This window comes from Microcoleus sp. B4-C1 (assembly GCF_036705285.1).
Taxonomy (GTDB): Bacteria; Cyanobacteriota; Cyanobacteriia; order Cyanobacteriales; family Microcoleaceae; genus Microcoleus.
Genome location: NZ_JAUBUC010000005.1, coordinates 65,464 through 82,093, shown reverse-complemented (window position 1 = coordinate 82,093; position 16,630 = coordinate 65,464). Strand labels below are relative to the sequence as shown.

Genomic DNA, 16,630 nt, shown 5'->3' with positions numbered 1-16,630 from the left:
ACGCATTTGCTTTCGACCAGTCTATCAGTGAAAGTTTTTGCCTCCCCACTCGTTGGGGAAACTAATTGAATGGAAACTCTAGATCCGATTTATTACTTAAGATGCTTGTTAGTTGCTCCTCCTCACTCGCTGGGGAAAGTAATTGAATGGAAACTTGGCTCCATCTATGATCGCAATTTTTATAGGCCACTCGCCCTGTACTTCCCACTCGTTGGGGAAAGTAATTGAATGGAAACTCTTGTTCTTGGACTCCTTCTGGCAGGTTCTCGGGAATACTCTCCACTCATTGGGGAAACTAATTGAATGGAAACAAGAAAAACTTTATCAGCGGCAGCAAGTAGTTAAATTTTTCTGATTCAGCTCCTCACTCGCTGGGGAAACTAATTGAATGGAAACTAAATTAAATTAGGGTTGGGGTAAGTGCTTACAGTGTCATCCTCCCCACTCGCTGGGGAAACTAATTGAATGGAAACTTGTCATCCATTTTCTTTTTAGGTGGTGGGTTAGGCTCCCCACTCGCTGGGGAAACTAATTGAATGGAAACCCATAAGCCGATTCTGGCTCGTTCAAACCCAAACGCTTAGCTCGCTGGGATAAAGTTTCCCTCCCCACTTGTTGGTGAAACTAATTGAATGGAAACGGCGCTGGGTAGGGAATATGGTTTGGGATTACGTCAGTCTTCCCACTCGTTGGGGAAACTAATTGAATGGAAACTCATGATAACCATCTGTGTTCAGTTACTCTAGCTGTTGTAATCGCCACTCGCTGGGGAAACTAATTGAATGAAAAAACCCGGATAGCCTATGGTGGCAGTCCGGGTTTTTCTGTCTTCACTCGTTGACGGCAATTAAACGATGAGGCTAGAGAGTTTGCGATGGGTGTAACTAAACCAGGAAAATCTGAAGGGTTGGTGTTGACAACTCCCAAGAAGCGCGACAGATTTAGGAAGTAGATAAGGTGGCGGAGTCGGGGTCAGCTTGGACGTACACTTTTTTAGACTGCACTACGGTGAATTGGTGGATAACACACTAAAGTTGTGGGATTTGACAACTGGTACAGAACTTAAAACATTGACGGGTCATACTGCCTACATCAATGCGATCGCAATTACCGGCGATGAGCAAAAGACTATTTTCGTGGCGTTACGACAACACCCTAAAAGTCGGGGATGAGAGAAAGTGGGGAGACGATCGCTAGTTTCAGCCTTATTTTGCTGCACCGTTGCGTCCACTGGAGTAGATTTCTTACGGCTAGAAGGGATACAGCCACTAACTTAAATTTCTTACGCCATCGTCGGCAAGGTGGAATTTGCCCAGTAACAGCCGCTAAAAGTTGATGGGCGATCGCATAAAAAGACATAATTAGAAATATCCGAAGCTTATGAAAATTCATGAGAACTCATGAAAACTCATGAGGACTCATGGAAACTCATGAGGACTCATGAAACTGATGGAAACTCATGAGGACTGATGGAAACTCATGAAAACTCATAGCCGATGCCCCTGATTAATCAGTAGTCGGTAGGGAATTACGCTTATTTTTACTTTTCAGTCCGATTGCCTGCAACTTGCCAGCAAATCTGGGACTGGGTTCGATCGAGATTATTCGCAATCCAAAATCTAAAATCTAAAATCCGTGACTTTGCCTGCAAAGCGATCGATCGAAGCCCGAAGCACCGCAGCAAATACAGCAATTAATCAAACAAACACTAACGGACTCTAATAATGTTTATCGTTCCGATCGTCCCAGCAATTACAGCTCAAGTGTCTCAATTACCAAATCAAGTTATTAATGCCCAGGTGGTCAGCATCGGAGACGGCGACACGCTCACGATCCGCAACACCAGCGGGCAAAACATAACCGTCAGGTTGGCTTGTGTTGACACGCCTGAAAGAAATCAACCGGGAGGAAAAGAGGCAGCCGATCGTCTTAGTGCGCTTCTTCCGAGAGGTACACCAGTAAAAGTTCTCCCTGTGGACAAAGACCAGTACGGGCGCACGGTTGGAGTCGTGTTCAGTGACAGAAATATTAATCTGCAATTGCTGAAAGAAGGGCAAGCGTGGGTTTATGAGCAGTACATCAGCAACTGTCGCACCAGCGCTCAACAATTGCGACAAGCTCAGAGTTCAGCTCAGCAGCAACGGCTTGGACTATGGAGCCAGAATAGTCCCTGCCCCCCTTGGGACTTTAGAAGAAATCAGTGTGCAGTAAAGCCGGCTGCTGCCACACAAAGACCTGCACCAACTCCACAAAGACCTGCACCAGCTCCACGAAATAATTGCGACCCAAGTTACCCCGACGTGTGCATCCCGCCAGCGCCACCGGATTTGAATTGTGGCGACATTTCTCATCGTCGCTTTCGCGTACTACAGCCAGACCCACATGGGTTTGATAGAGATAACGATGGCATAGGTTGCGAAAGATAAAGGAAGCCACCATTTCTATAAACGGATAGGCGGGGATACTCAATTTTCCCAGTCTAGGGCTTGAACCTGGTATGACTCGCTCAGAATACTGTCGTCTCCTAATTTTTGCTGGCTTTCTCCATCAAACAAAAATTATTGTCACAATAAAAAGAATTCTACCGAAAGACAAAAGATATGACGGAATGCAAGGAAACAATGCGACGAATTGACATGGTAGCCCAGAATAATTTGACGGAACTGAATTTGTCGGGATACCACCAGGCAGACAAGTTTGGAACAAGGACATATCGGATAACTAAGTTTCCTGATGCTGTTCTTAAATTAACCAACTTAAAAGTTCTTAAGCTCAGTGACCATGAGATAACTGAAATCCCAGAAGAGATCGGGCAACTGTCCAATTTGACCAAGCTTCACCTTGGTAACAATAAGATAACCAAAATTCCAGAAGCAATAGGGCAACTGTCCAATTTGACCAAGCTTCACCTTGGTAACAATAAGATAACCACAATTCCAGAGACAATCGGGGAACTATCCAATCTGACAAAGCTTTACCTCAATAAAAATCAGATTACCTTCATCCCAGAGATGATCGGGCAACTGTCACATCTGACACTGCTTGACCTCAATATGAATCAGATTACCGAAATCCCAGAGGCACTCAGGCACTTGGTCAATCTGAGAGGGCTTGACCTTAGTTGGAATCAGATAATAAAAATCTCAGAGGCTGTTGGGCAACTATCCAATCTGACAAAGCTTTACCTCAGTAGCAATAAGATTACCTCCATCCCAGAGACTATAGGGCAACTGTCCAATCTGACACGGCTTTGCCTCGGTAACAACCAGATTACCTCCATCCCAGAAGCGGTTGGGCAACTGACGAATCTGACAGGGCTTTACCTGTATAACAATCAGATTACCTCTATCTCTGAGAAGATAGGACAATTGTCCTATCTGACACTCCTTTACCTCGACAGCAATCAAATTACCTCTATCCCAGAGACTATAGGGCAACTGTCCAATCTGACAGTGCTTGACCTCCGTGACAATCAGATTACCTCTATCCCAGAAACCATCGGGCAACTGTCCAATCTGACACTGCTTGACCTCCGCAACAATCAGATTACCTCTATCCCAGAAACCATCGGACAACTGTTGAATCTGACACATCTTTACTTCCGTAACAATCAGATTACGTCCATTCCAGCGGAACTCGGGCAACTGTCCAATCTGATAGTGCTTAGCCTCAGTAAGAATGAGATTGGTTCCATCCCAGAGGAACTCGGACAACTATCGAATCTGACACAGCTTTACCTCAATGAGAATCAGATAACTAAAATCCCAGGGGTTTTCGCGCATTTGTCGAATCTGAGATGGCTTGACCTGAGTGAAAATCAGATAACCAAAATCCCAGAGGCAATAGGGCAACTGTCCAATCTGACAAAGCTTTACCTCAATAACAATCAGATAACTGAAATTCCAAAGGCACTCAGCCAACTGTCCAATCTGATCGAGGCTGATTTCGATAACAATCTAATTACTCAAATCCTAGAGCCAATTAAACTTGTATCATTGAGTACACAGGATTCCTGTAGCAGCCAACAGAAAATTATTTCCCCAAAGTCACTTGAGAATCAGTTTAACTGGGGAAAGGAGGAAGGTACTCACCCTTACCTTATGGAAAGTCTAGAAGGGTTCAACGAAGCGTGGGAAAAAGAGTAGGCACGATTTGCCCTAATTTAGATAACTAAGTTGGGAAGTCTTCCAAAATATATTGGTATGAAGGTAGCCTAAGTGCAGACTCTCTCAGGTGTCTCAAGGGTGAGAGAGTCTGCGATCATTGCAAATAGCTCAGGAAAATCAATTTCTTCATCTAGAATTTGAAACCCTTATAGCCATCAGGACATAAGCGTTTTCCCGCCTAACTTCACCCTGCAAACTCAAGTACCTCACCCTGCACCCTGAGCCGATCGCTTTTTTTGGTAGGGATTAGAACAACACCGACTAGGATCGCCGGACAATTAGAACAAACCCTAAAAGCACTCAAACCCTTGTCTAGACGGGAAATAGTACACCCGCCCTGCCACGGCGGAAGGTGTCAGATTAGGTGCTGAGTGCTGACGCGGGTTGCGATTCTGGCAGAAGTGCGATCAAAACTTCTTTATCTTTATCCTGCTAAATGTAAGGTATCATTCAGGGCGGTAATACAAGATAGTTGGACGTGAGTAAGAAAAATAAAAAAACAAGTGTAAGACATCGTAAGATGTAGACAAGATATTCCAGACAAGGAATTTATAATTTTTCTTGGCGACGCCGAGATTCTAGAAGTGCTCGACTAGGCAGACAGCACTACCATTTAACTACTTGCAGGACATATTAGTAGAGCAAGGATTCCTCTATTCCTCGCCCTACTAACAACCTTAAAGCAGAGTAATTGCAGTCGATGCCGGAGCGCCGATCGAACCTGAGCCCAAGCCCAAATTCACCACCCCACCAGTCAAACCAGGTAGATTGTTAATCGTCAGACTAACGCTAGTTTGACCGGGATTAAAGTTCACAGTGCCGGACGAAGGATTCACAGCAGATGGACTAATTTTGTAGTCTACGTTGTTCACAGGTTGACCACTACCAGGGGCAACAATCAAATAGTCGATCGAAGCCAAAACCGAAATATCGCCAGTCCGATTAATCGTAACAACTCCAGTACCACCATCAATAATAGGATCGGGAGACGAACCGTAAGAGAAGAAAGTCGGAGGCACAGCATTAGAAATCCCTTGATATTCAATGTTCCGCACTAGGTAATCAGAACCATCGCTTTTGAAAGAAGTGGCGGCGTAGGCAGCGGTAGGGCTATCGTAGGCTTTGGTGGAAAACCGCAGTTCGTCAAAAGTAGCGCCGGTCAGAGAGTCTCCTACTATCTGGAATTTGAAACTGCCATCGGTGCGATCACCAATGAAAGTCGCTCCATCTGAAGACCGAGCGATCGGTTTTGGAGCGCTCGGAGCGTTGAGGCGAGCGATCGTAAAATTGGTGGCTGGTACCAGAACCCCATTATTAAAGATTTGCAGGAAAGCAACTTCATTGCCTTGATCGCCCAATCCTGGACTTGTTTTGGGACTTAATGCACTGAGGTCGATCGTTGTGTTAGTGATGTCTTGGTTATCTGCCCATTTCACCTTCAGCGCCTGAGATTGATTGGTGTTGGGGTTATGGTTGATTTCTGCCCGAATTTTCCTGGCATCGGTGAACCAACCATCATAAGAGGATGGGACACCAATACCAGCAACAGCGCCGTAGCTCAACCAGCTTTTAGGGTTTTCGTTCGTTGCTAAGGTGAGGTTGCTGATGACATTCGGGTTAAGGTAATCAGTTTCAAAACCATCAAAAGCTATCCCAGACAGTTTGATGCCTTGATTCTGGGCAGCATTCGGCCATTTTGTGAGCAGGTCACTAATGCTGCTGTAATTATTCGTTTGACCCAAAGAACCAGTAATAGTCGTTTGCGTGACTGTAGGGTTCAATTCATAAGCGCCAATATCAACGATCGCACTTCCGTTATTATCACCATCAGCCGGGCGACTCACACCGCGCTGATCTGTCGCTGGCGCGCCTACACCAGTACCAGTATCAATTGCCGGACTTCCTGTTAGCAGCGGTCGCACGAAAGCGCCGTTAATATTTTCCAAAGGGCCGAGTAAGGGGTCGGCGATCGTCACATTTGCCGTAACATTACTATCATTAGGATCTCCCACGGTCAGTTTAGCGGGAAATTGAATATTGTTTCCCCCATCGATTAGCTGCCGTCCAGTGTGCTGCCTCGTTTTAAAAGGATTACTTGCCGTATTCCTATCAAAAATAGAATTCTTGACAGTAATTGGCGATTTCACAGGGTCGTTAAAAGTAGCAATACCTCCCGAAAATTCAGCGGTATTCTTAGCAAAAGTCGAATTGACGATGTTAGTCGAAAAGGAATCTCTGTTAGCGACAAGCATTCCTCCGCCCTGCTTAGCAGCGCTGTTGCCGGAAAATGTACTGTTGAAAACGCTGATGTTTCCATTCTCTCCTGACCACAAACCGCCCCCATTATCTTCAGCTTGGTTGTTAGCAAAAGTGGAGTTTGTTACCGTAAGTTCGGTATTTCCGTGACGAATTGCGCCTCCCGAACCTCCAACTCCTGCTGGATCTTTAACAGCTTTATTGTTAATAAAAGTGCTATTTTCTAAAACTATCTTATCTTCAAGATAGCCAAATAAAAATCCCGCTCCTCCTTCTCTCGCTCCGATATTGCCATCAAAAAGGCTGTTGCGGATAGCAATAGTTCCAGCAACGGGGCCGGGGGTTGCATTCGGTCCCGAAGCATTAGCGCCATCGACGTAAACTGCCCCGCCAACGCCTTTATCTGTGCGGTTCCCTGTGAATTTAGAGTTTTCGATCGTCATGCTGCCCAACAGGTTATTAACAGCACCGCCGTAGCTGCCTTTGTTGTTGGTAAATTCGCTATCTCTGATAGTCAGAACACCGCCGCTTTTAGTGGCGATCGCGCCGCCACCACGTTCGGTATTGTTAGCTAGTGAACCATCATTGTCGCTAAACTTGCTGTTAATGACAGTCGTCGTGCTGCGAAAACCCGTGTAAATGCCGCCACCAAAACCGGCAACATTATTATTGACTTGGCAATTTTCTAAAGTTAAAGTGCTGCTACCTCCTGTTTGAATGCCACCACCGGCGCTAGTTGTCTGATTATTGGGGTCAGTACCAGAAACTTTGCCGTTGGCAATAATCAGGTTTTTTAGAGTAACATTGGTCGAACCTTCTGTGAGAATGACCCGCGAAGCATTGTTGCCACTGATGGTTAAATTGGCTGCACCAACTGCATCAATTGTCAAGTTTTTGTTGATAACAAGTTGACCATTCGTTAGGGTAATTGTTTGGCCCGCAAGAGTGGAGGCAAATTGAATGGTATCGCCGGCTGCTGCGGAGGAGATCGCATCTCTCAATGAACCCTGCCCGCTATCATTAGTGTTAGTAACGGTAATAGTTGCTAAAGTTCCTTGATAATCCGCCATTGCCTCTGGAGTCAAGGCTAGCGGTGCTTCAATATCACCCTTGGCAAACTCCAAATTCCAGTTACCACCGCGGCCAGTGCGATCGCTAGATGCAGCAATATCAGCCCCGGTTAACTCGCCCAGGCGATCAACAAAATCGCTCCCCGAACCCGCAGCAACATCGCAACCGTAAAGCACAATATCTGCTTTCTCGCTCAGCGCATTTCGCCACCCTTGCAACTGGCTTTCATATTGTGATAAATTATCCGCATTTAACGTTGCAGAACCTAGCTGCAAGCTACCAGAATTGCCGTGAGAAATAATGTGAACCGAGTCTACCGCCCCGTTAGTAGAGGCGTATTTTTCCATCTCCGAGGTGATTTGTTCGATGCCGTTTTTGGTGCGATCGAGTATTACTACCTGCTGTCCCGGCAGCACTCCCGCTGTAATTGACTCGTAATCTTCCACACCGGAGTCAATGAAGACTAAGGAGCGCAGAGGCATTTTTTTAAAAGCAGATTGTGAGTTAACTTGAGCAAATGTAGAACTCATATTGGAGACTCCTTTCAGGGCATTATTGGTAGATACACCCCGGAGTTATCTCATCAAACTTATTTGATAACTATGCAATATTGGAAATTGATTTTTGTATGAATCCAGGTAATTTGAATGGGATAACAAAGCCTAATTGCAGTTGGTTCGAGCGACAGTCATAAATCGAGCCAACTTTGTCAATCTCTCTAAGGATAGAGGCAGATTTTTGAAGTGCCGAGGTAAATTTCTCGATGCAGTCAGATTTACCATCCCCAAATCTGGAAACAAAATATCCACCTTCATTGATGCTGGAGTCCTTGACTACAAAGCTTTTGGATGGGGAATTTGCGTATTCCGAGGCGCGAGTGGTTTCCCTTAAAGAAGTCAACATATTGCGTCCTCTAAAAGTGAGTTTAGCCGTAGATACAGCCTTGGAGTCAGAGCTTCTGAAACTGCTAGCGACCTTGTTTATTTTGCTCATTCTTATGTAACCTATCTATCAGTTTGCCCTATTTCTGCTGCACTGCCATCCGCAATCGCACGGAATTTATATTCGGCGTGTTCTCCCTGACTTCCGGCAAACGCCCAATTACCGATCGATCCATCCTGTTGGTGATACCGCTTTCAAACAATAATTTAAATCTAGGCTTGTGCTTCAAACCTCGATAGCCATTAGTCATTCGGGTAGTGATGCACAGTAATGGTTTAATATTAAATCAACAAAAGTCTGTGAGGTGAAAGTATGAAATGTTCTAATTGTCAAAGCGATTTTTTTATTAAACATGGAAAGACTTATTACGGGAAACAGCGATTTCAATGTAAAAATTGCAGTCGTCAGTCAGATTGAAAATTCTCAATATAAGCAGATTTCACGCCTATACTAAATCCTTAATTGAGCGGCTGATTTTAGAAAAAATTTATTGAGCCGGAATTGCTAGAGTTACGGGGGCATCCATTCGATGGCTCCAGAGTTATGTACAGGACTTACACAAGGAAATCTGCCATACCGATTACCGTGAGGCTGTAAATCAGAAAACAATATTCGCCTGATGAAACTGTAGCGGTTTCAACCTCTAGGCTGGAGAATATAACAAAGCTGGCAAAATGCCAGAAAAGCAACGCATTAAACCAACGAAACTACCTATGACTATTGGCAAACTTGAACTCATCATCAAAATTAACGAACTCCCTACCAATGTAGAGACTAACAAAGACAATTGGAAAACCTTTGAGCTTGACTGTGACGATCGGGTAGTGTCCGTTACTGTTAAGCCAAAAATATGGAAGAAGCTTGAGGATGCTGCTGCCAACTATCCCATGTGGGTGGCTGCTATCGGTGGCAAGATGGGTGAATCAACCTCTAATGGCTTTGTGCTATTAGAGCCAAGTATCCAAGTCTTTGAGAAAAAACCGAAGGAATCTAAACCTGAAGCCGAGGAGTGAGAGAGGTTTGAGTAGCAATCGTGCAGAAACCCCTTGAAACAGCTTGTACCGATATCCTAACGTAGCGACAAGGGTTACAAGCTTTAGGCGGGGAAATACTGATGAGATGGCTGGCAAGAGTAACGTTCCCAGAGTTGCACCTTAAGCGTGGCTGGCACAGTGGGAGTGTTGCGGGTCTAGCTTTTTTGCGTCACAGGTGCGGGTATAAAGTGCAGTGTTTTTTAAGAAGTAAACCCGCCACAACCATAGTGCAGCGGATTTTGGCTACTGTCTTCTTAGTGAGAAAGGCTATTGGATGTTGCGATCAATTCTGTGAGATAGTGGTGCAAGAGTTACAATTTTTGCTCCCTCAATCCCTACACAGATAGGCTTAGAGCGAGTTTCATCATTACTTATGCACGACTACCTTCTTTGAAACGGTTTAACATAACTTGTATTAGCTCTCACCCAGCAGCGGGTGCTGCTCATAGAATGGCTGCCCACCCATATCCAAGGTTTTCCCCGTCGGTCAAGAGAAATTCGGCGTTGCTGATTCACGGTATGAATTACCTTTTCGCTTGAAGTAACAAAACTCACCCTCCGAGGGCTTATAGTAATTGGGACATCTTGAATTCCTACCTATATTCAGCAACGCCGTAAAAAAAGTCTACTTAATTGGTAAATTTTTCCTCGCGGATAACGATAAGCATGAAGAATCACAACGAGATATCGGAATTTATTTGGGGAATTAAGGAACATATTCGCGATGAGTATGCTGAAAAGGATTATGAAGAAGTAATTTTGCCTTTTACGCTGTTGCGGCGGATTGATTGTGTATTGGAGGGGACTAACGAGAAGGTAGTACAGGCGTATGAAAAGTTTAAAGATACGGCTGAGCCTGAAGTGCTGGATCGGCTTTTAAAGAAGGCTTCGGGACATAACTTTTATAATCGATCGCACTATAGTTTATTGAAGATTACCAAAGACCAAAATATTGGGACGAATTTTGACGCATATTTGAGGGGATTCAGCAAAAACATCCAAGATATTTTACTTAACTTTAGCGGTGGTGAAGAGAAGGGGCTATCACCGATTTATGAGACGCTGTTGCGTAAAGATTTGCTTTTGGTGGTGACTAAGGACTTTATCAAAATAGATTTACACCCCGATCGCATTAGCAATCATGATATGGGGACAATCTTCGAGATTCTGATCCGTAAGTCGAAGGAAACGAGTAATGAAAAGGCGGGGCAGTATTTTACTCCTAGAGAAATTGTACGGTTAATGGTGAATTTAGTTTTTGCCAATGAAACGGAGAAGCTGCAATCGGTGGGGGCGGCGATTAGTATTTACGATCCTTGTTGTGGTACGGGTGGGATGTTAACCACTGCTAAGGATTATTTGCAAGAGAGTGTTAATCAAAAGCTGGATGTGTATTTATTTGGGCAGGAGATTAATGAGAAGACTTACGCGATCGCTAAGTCAGATTTGTTAATCAAGGGTGAGGATGCGGAAAATATTAAGCATGGCAACACGATTACGAAAGATCGGTTAATTGGCAAGACTTTTAACTATATGTTGACTAATCCGCCTTTTGGGGATGATTGGAAAAAGATTCGGGAATTTGTGGAGAATGAATCAACGGAAAAGGGTTTTGATGGACGGTTTGGGGCGGGGACTCCTGATGTAAGTGATGGTTCGTTTTTGTTTTTGCAACACATGATCAGCAAAATGAATCCATCGGGTAGCATTATCGGCATTGTTTTCAATGGGTCGCCTTTGTTTAATGGGGATGCGGGGGGCGGTTGGAGTAATATTCGCGGTTGGATTATGGATGATCCGAATGATTTATTAGATTGTATTGTGGCGATGCCGAAGGATTTGTTTTATGGGACGGGCATTGGTTCTTATATTTGGATTTTGAATAATAATAAGCCTGCTAATCGTCGGGGTAAGGTGCAGTTAATTAATGGGATTCATCCGACTTTTACGAAAAAAATTAAGTCGTTAGGAAAGAAGCAATATGAAATTAGTGATTATGGGATTCGCTTAATTACGGATATTTATAAGGCTTATGCACCTTATGAAATTGATGTGGATGAGGATGGGAAAAGTCGCATGATTGAAGTAAGTAAAATCTATGATGTGGCGGATTTTAAATATACGAAGGTGCGGGTAGAGCGTCCGTTGCGGTTGGCTTATGAGATTACGGATGAGAGAATTGCGGCTCTGAAGGAACATAGCAAGTTTAAAGAATTTGCGATCTCGAAGAAGAAGGATAAGGCATCAGCAGAAGCGGATATTGCTAAGGGTCAGGCGATGCAACTGCAAATCTTGAAGGCTTTGCAATCCTTTAAGGGTAAGGTGAGGGTGATGAGTGATGCTGATTTCTTTGGTGCTTTTGCTAAGGCTTTGGGTAGTAAACCGAGTAAGGCGTTATTGAAGATGTATCGAGATAGTTTGGGTGAGAAGGATGAGGCGGCGGATGTGGTGTTTGCCGATCCGTTTGCGGTTCCAATTCAGTCGGGGCGGGTTTGTGATTGGGAAGTGAAGCCGTTGCAGGATACGGAGTTACGGGATACGGAGAGTATTAAATATAAGGAGGATATTGAGGAGTATTTTGAGCGGGAGGTGTTGCCTTTTGCCCCTGATGCTTGGATGGTACGGGAGGAGGATAAAATCGGTTATGAAATTCCGTTTACGAAGTTTTTTTATGAGTATAAGCCGTTACGAGATTTGACGGAGATTATGGGCGATCTGCTGGCTTTGGAGCAGGAAACGGAAGATTTGTTGGATGAGATTAAGGAGGATTTTTAATGAAAGTTTATCCTAAATATAAGTCGAGTGGTGTTGAGTTGTTGGGTGAAATTCCAAGCGATTGGGTAGCTAGAAGACTTGCTTCATTTGGTAGATTTTCAAAAGGAAGTGGTATATCAAAAGCAGATTTAATAGAAGAGGGTATTCCTACAATACTTTATGGTGATATTTACACAAAATATAATTTAAAAGCAGAGAATATTTTTAACTTTATCAGTCAAGAATTAGCATCTAATTCAAAATTAATTGATAAAGGCGATCTTCTATTTACAGGTTCGGGAGAAACTAGAGAAGATATTGGAAAATGTGTTACATATAACGGTGATATTAAGGTTTATGCTGGTGGTGATATTATAATTTTTAGTCCAAAAACAAATAATCATCTTTTTCTAGCCTATTCTTTAAGTAGTAATTATGCGATTACAGTAAAAGCAATGAACTCAAGGGGAGATATTATTGTTCATATTTACGCATCTTCTTTACGAAATATTTATCTTCCGATTCCTTCATTAGCTGAACAACAACAAATAGTCAATTTTTTAGATTACAAGACGGGAGAGTGCGATCGCTTTATTAGCAACCGTCAAAAGCAAATCGAGTTATTAAACGAACAAAAAGCCGCCATCATCAACAAAGCCGTAACCAAAGGCATCAACCCCAACGCCAAAATGAAACCCAGTGGCATTGAATGGATTGGGGATATTCCTGAACATTGGGAATTGTGGAAGTTAAAAAACTTGCTTCAAGCTAAATTAAAATACGGAGCAAATGAAGCGGCTGAAATTGATGATCCTAATTTACCAAGATATATCCGAATAACTGACTTTGATGATGATGGTAGATTGAGAGATGACACCTTTAAATCATTACCGTTTGATGTTGCAAAAGAATATTTCTTGAAAGATGGTGATATTTTATTTGCAAGAAGTGGTGCAACAGTTGGCAAAACAATGATATTTGAAAATTACTTTGGCAACGCTTGTTTTGCGGGATATTTAATCATGGCAAGATGTAATCCTAATAAAATATTGTCAAGATTTCTCTACTATTACACTAAAACACCAAGTTATGAAAATTGGAAAACAATGATTTTCATTGAAAATACGATTCAAAACATTGGAGCTGATAAATATAGCCTTTTACCTATTGCTGTCCCTAGTGTAGAAGATCAACAATCTATTATTGATTTCATCAAAAAAGAAACTTCAAAAGTTGAAACTCTAATTTCTAAATATCAAAAACAAATAGAGCTAATGCAAGAATATCGCACCGCCTTAATTAGCCAAGCCGTCACAGGCAAGATTGACGTTAGAGACTGGAAACCCCCAACCAAATAGAAAACATCATGAGCAACACCAGAGAAATCAACTTTGAAGACACTGTATTTGACTACCTCAAAGACAGCCAACTCTATACAAACAGACAAAGCCAAAACTTTAACCTAGACTATCTATTAGATATAGAACAGCTAAAAAAATTTATCTGTAACACTCAACCCGATATCTGGAAAAAGTTAAAAAAGCAATTTCCAGAAAATCCAATGGAAGCCGTTGCTAAAGAATTTGCTAAACTCCGCGAGAAACGAGGAATCCTTACACTAATTCGTGAAGGCTTTGTATTGCAAGGCGCAACGATCAGACTCATCGCCTTTAAACCCGCATCCGACCTCAACCCCGCTCATCTCACAAAATATCAAAACAATCAATTTTCCGTCATTCGTCAAGTTCATTACAGCAGCAAATATCCCGATAAAAGTCTAGATTTAGTCATCGCCATTAACGGTATCCCCATCGCTACCCTCGAACTAAAAAACGAATTTACAGGGCAGAACATCACCCATGCCGTAGAACAATACAGCAAACGTCGCGATAGCAAAGACCCATTTCTCAAAAATTGCCTCGTTCACTTTGCCGTAGATAACAACACCGTCTTAATGACCACCAAACTCGAAAACGGCAATACCACCTTTTTACCCTTCAACCGCGACACCAAAAACCCAATAATTCCCGATAAATTTGCTAGTAGCTACCTCTGGGAAGAAGTCCTACAGGCAGATAGCCTCTTAGAAATGTTGAATAACTACATCTTTTACGAAGAAGATGAAAAAACAAAAGAAATCAGCACCATATTTCCGCGCTATCACCAAAGAGACTGCGTTCGCCAACTATTAGTCGATGTCAAACAAAACGGAACAGGGCATAACTACCTAATTCAACATAGCGCTGGCAGTGGCAAAAGCAAGACAATCGCTTGGCTTGCTCATCAACTCGCTAACCTGTTTGGTGACGATCAAGAGCCAATATTTGACAGCATCATCGTAATTACCGATCGCATAGTTTTAGACACGCAACTGCAAAAGCAAATCAAACAATTTGAAAAAATTAACGGTACTGTCAAAACCATCAAAAAAGGCAGCAAAGAACTAATCCAAGCCCTCACCGATGGCGATAAAATCATCATCAGCACCTTACAAAAGTTTGGCTATATCGGCGATCTGGCGAAATTAAACGGTAAACGCTTTGCGATTATTGTAGATGAAGCCCACAGCAGCCAAAGCGGTGAAAATGTCAAGGATTTAAAACTGAGCCTCACCACCAATGAAGCCCTCAAAAAAATCATCAAGCAAGATGAAGAAAATACCGAGCCAAAGGATAGCGTTGAAGAAGAACTAGAAAAAATCATGGCAAGCCGTCAGCAATTGCCCCATCTATCCTTTTTTGCCTTCACCGCCACACCCAAGCCCAAAACCTTAAAACTATTTGGCATACCCGATCCTAGTAAGCCATCAGGTTATCGCCCCTGTCATGAATACACCATGCGTCAGGCGATCGATGAAGGCTTTATTCTCAACGTTTTAGACAACTACATCACCAAAAATACTTACTTTGAGCTGATCCAAAACGAAAAAGCCGAAGATGATAAAGACTTTGAAAAACTCAAAGCAAAACGACTACTGTTAAATGAAGTAAACAAACATCCCCACGCGATCGCCTCCAAAAGCTATGTCATGCTTAATCATTTTATGGATAGCACCATTCATAAAATCAATGGCAAAGCCAAAGCAATGTTAGTCACCAGTTCCAGAGCGCACGCAGTTTTGTATAAACTCGGATTTGACAAAATCATTAAAGAGCAAGGCTACAACATCCAAACCCTAGTCGCCTTTTCGGGAACTGTTGAAATCGACCTGGAAAAATATACCGAAGACTCGATGAATCCGCCAAAAGTCAAAGACATCGCCGAAGAATTTAAAAAACCGCAATATAAAATCCTCATCGTTGCCAATAAATTTCAAACAGGCTTTGATCAACCGCTTTTACATACCATGTATGTCGATAAAGCCTTGGGTGGCGTTGCCACAGTCCAAACCCTCAGCCGCTTAAACCGTATAACTAATGGTAAAAAAGACACCTTAGTGATTGATTTTGCAAATAAAGAAGAAGATATCAAAAAGGACTTTCAAGACTATTACCAAACCACAACCCTCGAAGATGCGATCGACACCCAAAAAATCTACAACCTAAAATATGAAATCGAAAAAGTAGACGTATTTAGCAAAGAAGATGTAACCCAATTCATCGAAAAATCTCTCCGTAAAAAAGTCAAATCAGAGATTCTGTCAGCCGATTTCAGAAAAATTATTGATGAAAATTATGTGCCACTTGACCCAGAAAACAAAAAACAATTTAGGGATAATCTCAACAAGTACATCCGTCAATACGCATTTATCTCGCAGATTATCACCTTCATTGACACTGAGCTAGAAAAATTTTATCTTTTTGTTAAGCTGCTTTACAAATACCTGCCCTACGAAAAGGCAACCTTACCCTTAGAAATTATTCAGATGGTGAACATGGATAAATACAGGGTTGAAGAAATTGATGAAAAAAAGGACAAGTTTAGTATCATATTAAATACCGAAGATGCAACCATTACAAATAAGGAAGGTGACGGGCATACACCACCAACCCCAGAGCTAACAGCCGTATTAGAAACCATCATCAAAGAGATCAACGAAAAATATTCAGTCGATTTAGGTGACGATGACAAAGTAGTAAAAGAAGTTTATAAAACCCTCAAAGAAGATGAGGGCTTAATCTCTAGCCTACGCGCCAACAACATCGAAGATGTCAAAAAGATGAAACTGCGCGAGAGCATTGAAGATGCTTTGCTCAAAAATGCTGAACCGCCGATTGTTTTCCTAAACAAGCTCACAAACGACAAAGGATTTGCTAACCATGTTGTCAGTAAATTTTTCAATTTACTCATGGATGAACTTAAGGACGATGCAGCTTAAATTTTACGTGAGTTCGATGGGGTAGCCGATCACCTCAAAACATAGAATCAAGCAAAGCTGAAATTTCACCCTGGTCGCGGCCCCGGTTG

General features: G+C 42.7%; 11 protein-coding genes, 1 pseudogene and 1 CRISPR repeat array (1 of these 13 cut by a window edge). Of the genes and pseudogenes, 9 read left to right on the top strand and 3 right to left on the bottom strand.

Going from position 1 to position 16,630, the window contains the following annotated elements:
• Nucleotides 1-311: a CRISPR direct-repeat array (repeat unit 24 nt; unit sequence TGGGGAAACTAATTGAATGGAAAC) (it extends 320 nt beyond the left edge of the window).
• 705 nt (nt 312-1,016) lie between these two features.
• From QUB26_RS03340 to QUB26_RS03330, 3 genes are all read left to right on the top strand, one after another.
• Nucleotides 1,017-1,172, top strand: coding sequence for a hypothetical protein (locus QUB26_RS03340; protein WP_333316655.1), 156 nt, complete (start codon nt 1,017-1,019; stop codon nt 1,170-1,172).
• 552 nt (nt 1,173-1,724) lie between these two features.
• On the top strand, nt 1,725-2,426 hold the full coding sequence (locus QUB26_RS03335; protein ID WP_333316653.1) for a thermonuclease family protein: 702 nt from the start codon (nt 1,725-1,727) through the stop codon (nt 2,424-2,426).
• A 195-nt stretch (nt 2,427-2,621) separates the two neighbouring features.
• Nucleotides 2,622-4,145: a leucine-rich repeat domain-containing protein gene (locus QUB26_RS03330; RefSeq protein ID WP_333316651.1), complete on the top strand. Its 1,524-nt coding sequence runs from the start codon at nt 2,622-2,624 to the stop codon at nt 4,143-4,145.
• Between the two features lie 698 nt (nt 4,146-4,843).
• Here QUB26_RS03330 and QUB26_RS03325 read toward each other — a convergent pair.
• The 3 genes from QUB26_RS03325 to QUB26_RS03315 all read right to left on the bottom strand — a co-directional run bounded on the left by QUB26_RS03325 (nt 4,844) and on the right by QUB26_RS03315 (nt 8,685).
• The gene (locus QUB26_RS03325; protein ID WP_333316650.1) at nt 4,844-8,023 is read right to left on the bottom strand and encodes a DUF4347 domain-containing protein; all 3,180 of its coding nucleotides are present in this window, start codon (nt 8,021-8,023) and stop codon (nt 4,844-4,846) included.
• A gap of 70 nt (nt 8,024-8,093) precedes the next feature.
• The gene (locus QUB26_RS03320; protein WP_333316648.1) at nt 8,094-8,396 is read right to left on the bottom strand and encodes a hypothetical protein; all 303 of its coding nucleotides are present in this window, start codon (nt 8,394-8,396) and stop codon (nt 8,094-8,096) included.
• Nucleotides 8,397-8,514: 118 nt separating this feature from the next.
• Nucleotides 8,515-8,685, bottom strand: a complete 171-nt coding sequence (locus QUB26_RS03315) for a hypothetical protein (RefSeq protein ID WP_333054263.1) — start codon at nt 8,683-8,685, stop codon at nt 8,515-8,517.
• A 62-nt stretch (nt 8,686-8,747) separates the two neighbouring features.
• Here QUB26_RS03315 and QUB26_RS31940 point away from each other — a divergent pair, with 62 nt between their 5' ends.
• The 6 genes and pseudogenes from QUB26_RS31940 to QUB26_RS03295 all read left to right on the top strand — a co-directional run bounded on the left by QUB26_RS31940 (nt 8,748) and on the right by QUB26_RS03295 (nt 16,541).
• Complete coding sequence (locus QUB26_RS31940) at nt 8,748-8,852, top strand: IS1/IS1595 family N-terminal zinc-binding domain-containing protein (RefSeq protein WP_445299584.1); 105 nt, start codon at nt 8,748-8,750, stop codon at nt 8,850-8,852.
• Nucleotides 8,853-8,884: 32 nt separating this feature from the next.
• Nucleotides 8,885-9,004, top strand: a pseudogene (locus QUB26_RS31935) (IS1 family transposase); the annotation flags it as partial.
• Nucleotides 9,005-9,109: 105 nt separating this feature from the next.
• Entirely contained in the window at nt 9,110-9,448 is a 339-nt protein-coding gene (locus QUB26_RS03310) for a hypothetical protein (RefSeq protein WP_333316646.1), read from the top strand.
• A 687-nt stretch (nt 9,449-10,135) separates the two neighbouring features.
• Nucleotides 10,136-12,244 carry a class I SAM-dependent DNA methyltransferase gene (locus QUB26_RS03305; protein WP_333316644.1) on the top strand — a complete coding sequence of 703 codons (2,109 nt, stop codon included), beginning with the start codon at nt 10,136-10,138 and terminating at the stop codon, nt 12,242-12,244.
• Entirely contained in the window at nt 12,244-13,581 is a 1,338-nt protein-coding gene (locus QUB26_RS03300) for a restriction endonuclease subunit S (protein ID WP_333316642.1), read from the top strand. Before QUB26_RS03305 ends, QUB26_RS03300 begins: the two co-directional genes overlap by 1 nt.
• 8 nt (nt 13,582-13,589) lie before the next feature.
• Nucleotides 13,590-16,541, top strand: coding sequence for a DEAD/DEAH box helicase family protein (locus QUB26_RS03295; RefSeq protein WP_333316640.1), 2,952 nt, complete (start codon nt 13,590-13,592; stop codon nt 16,539-16,541).
• Nucleotides 16,542-16,630: the final 89 nt, after the last annotated feature.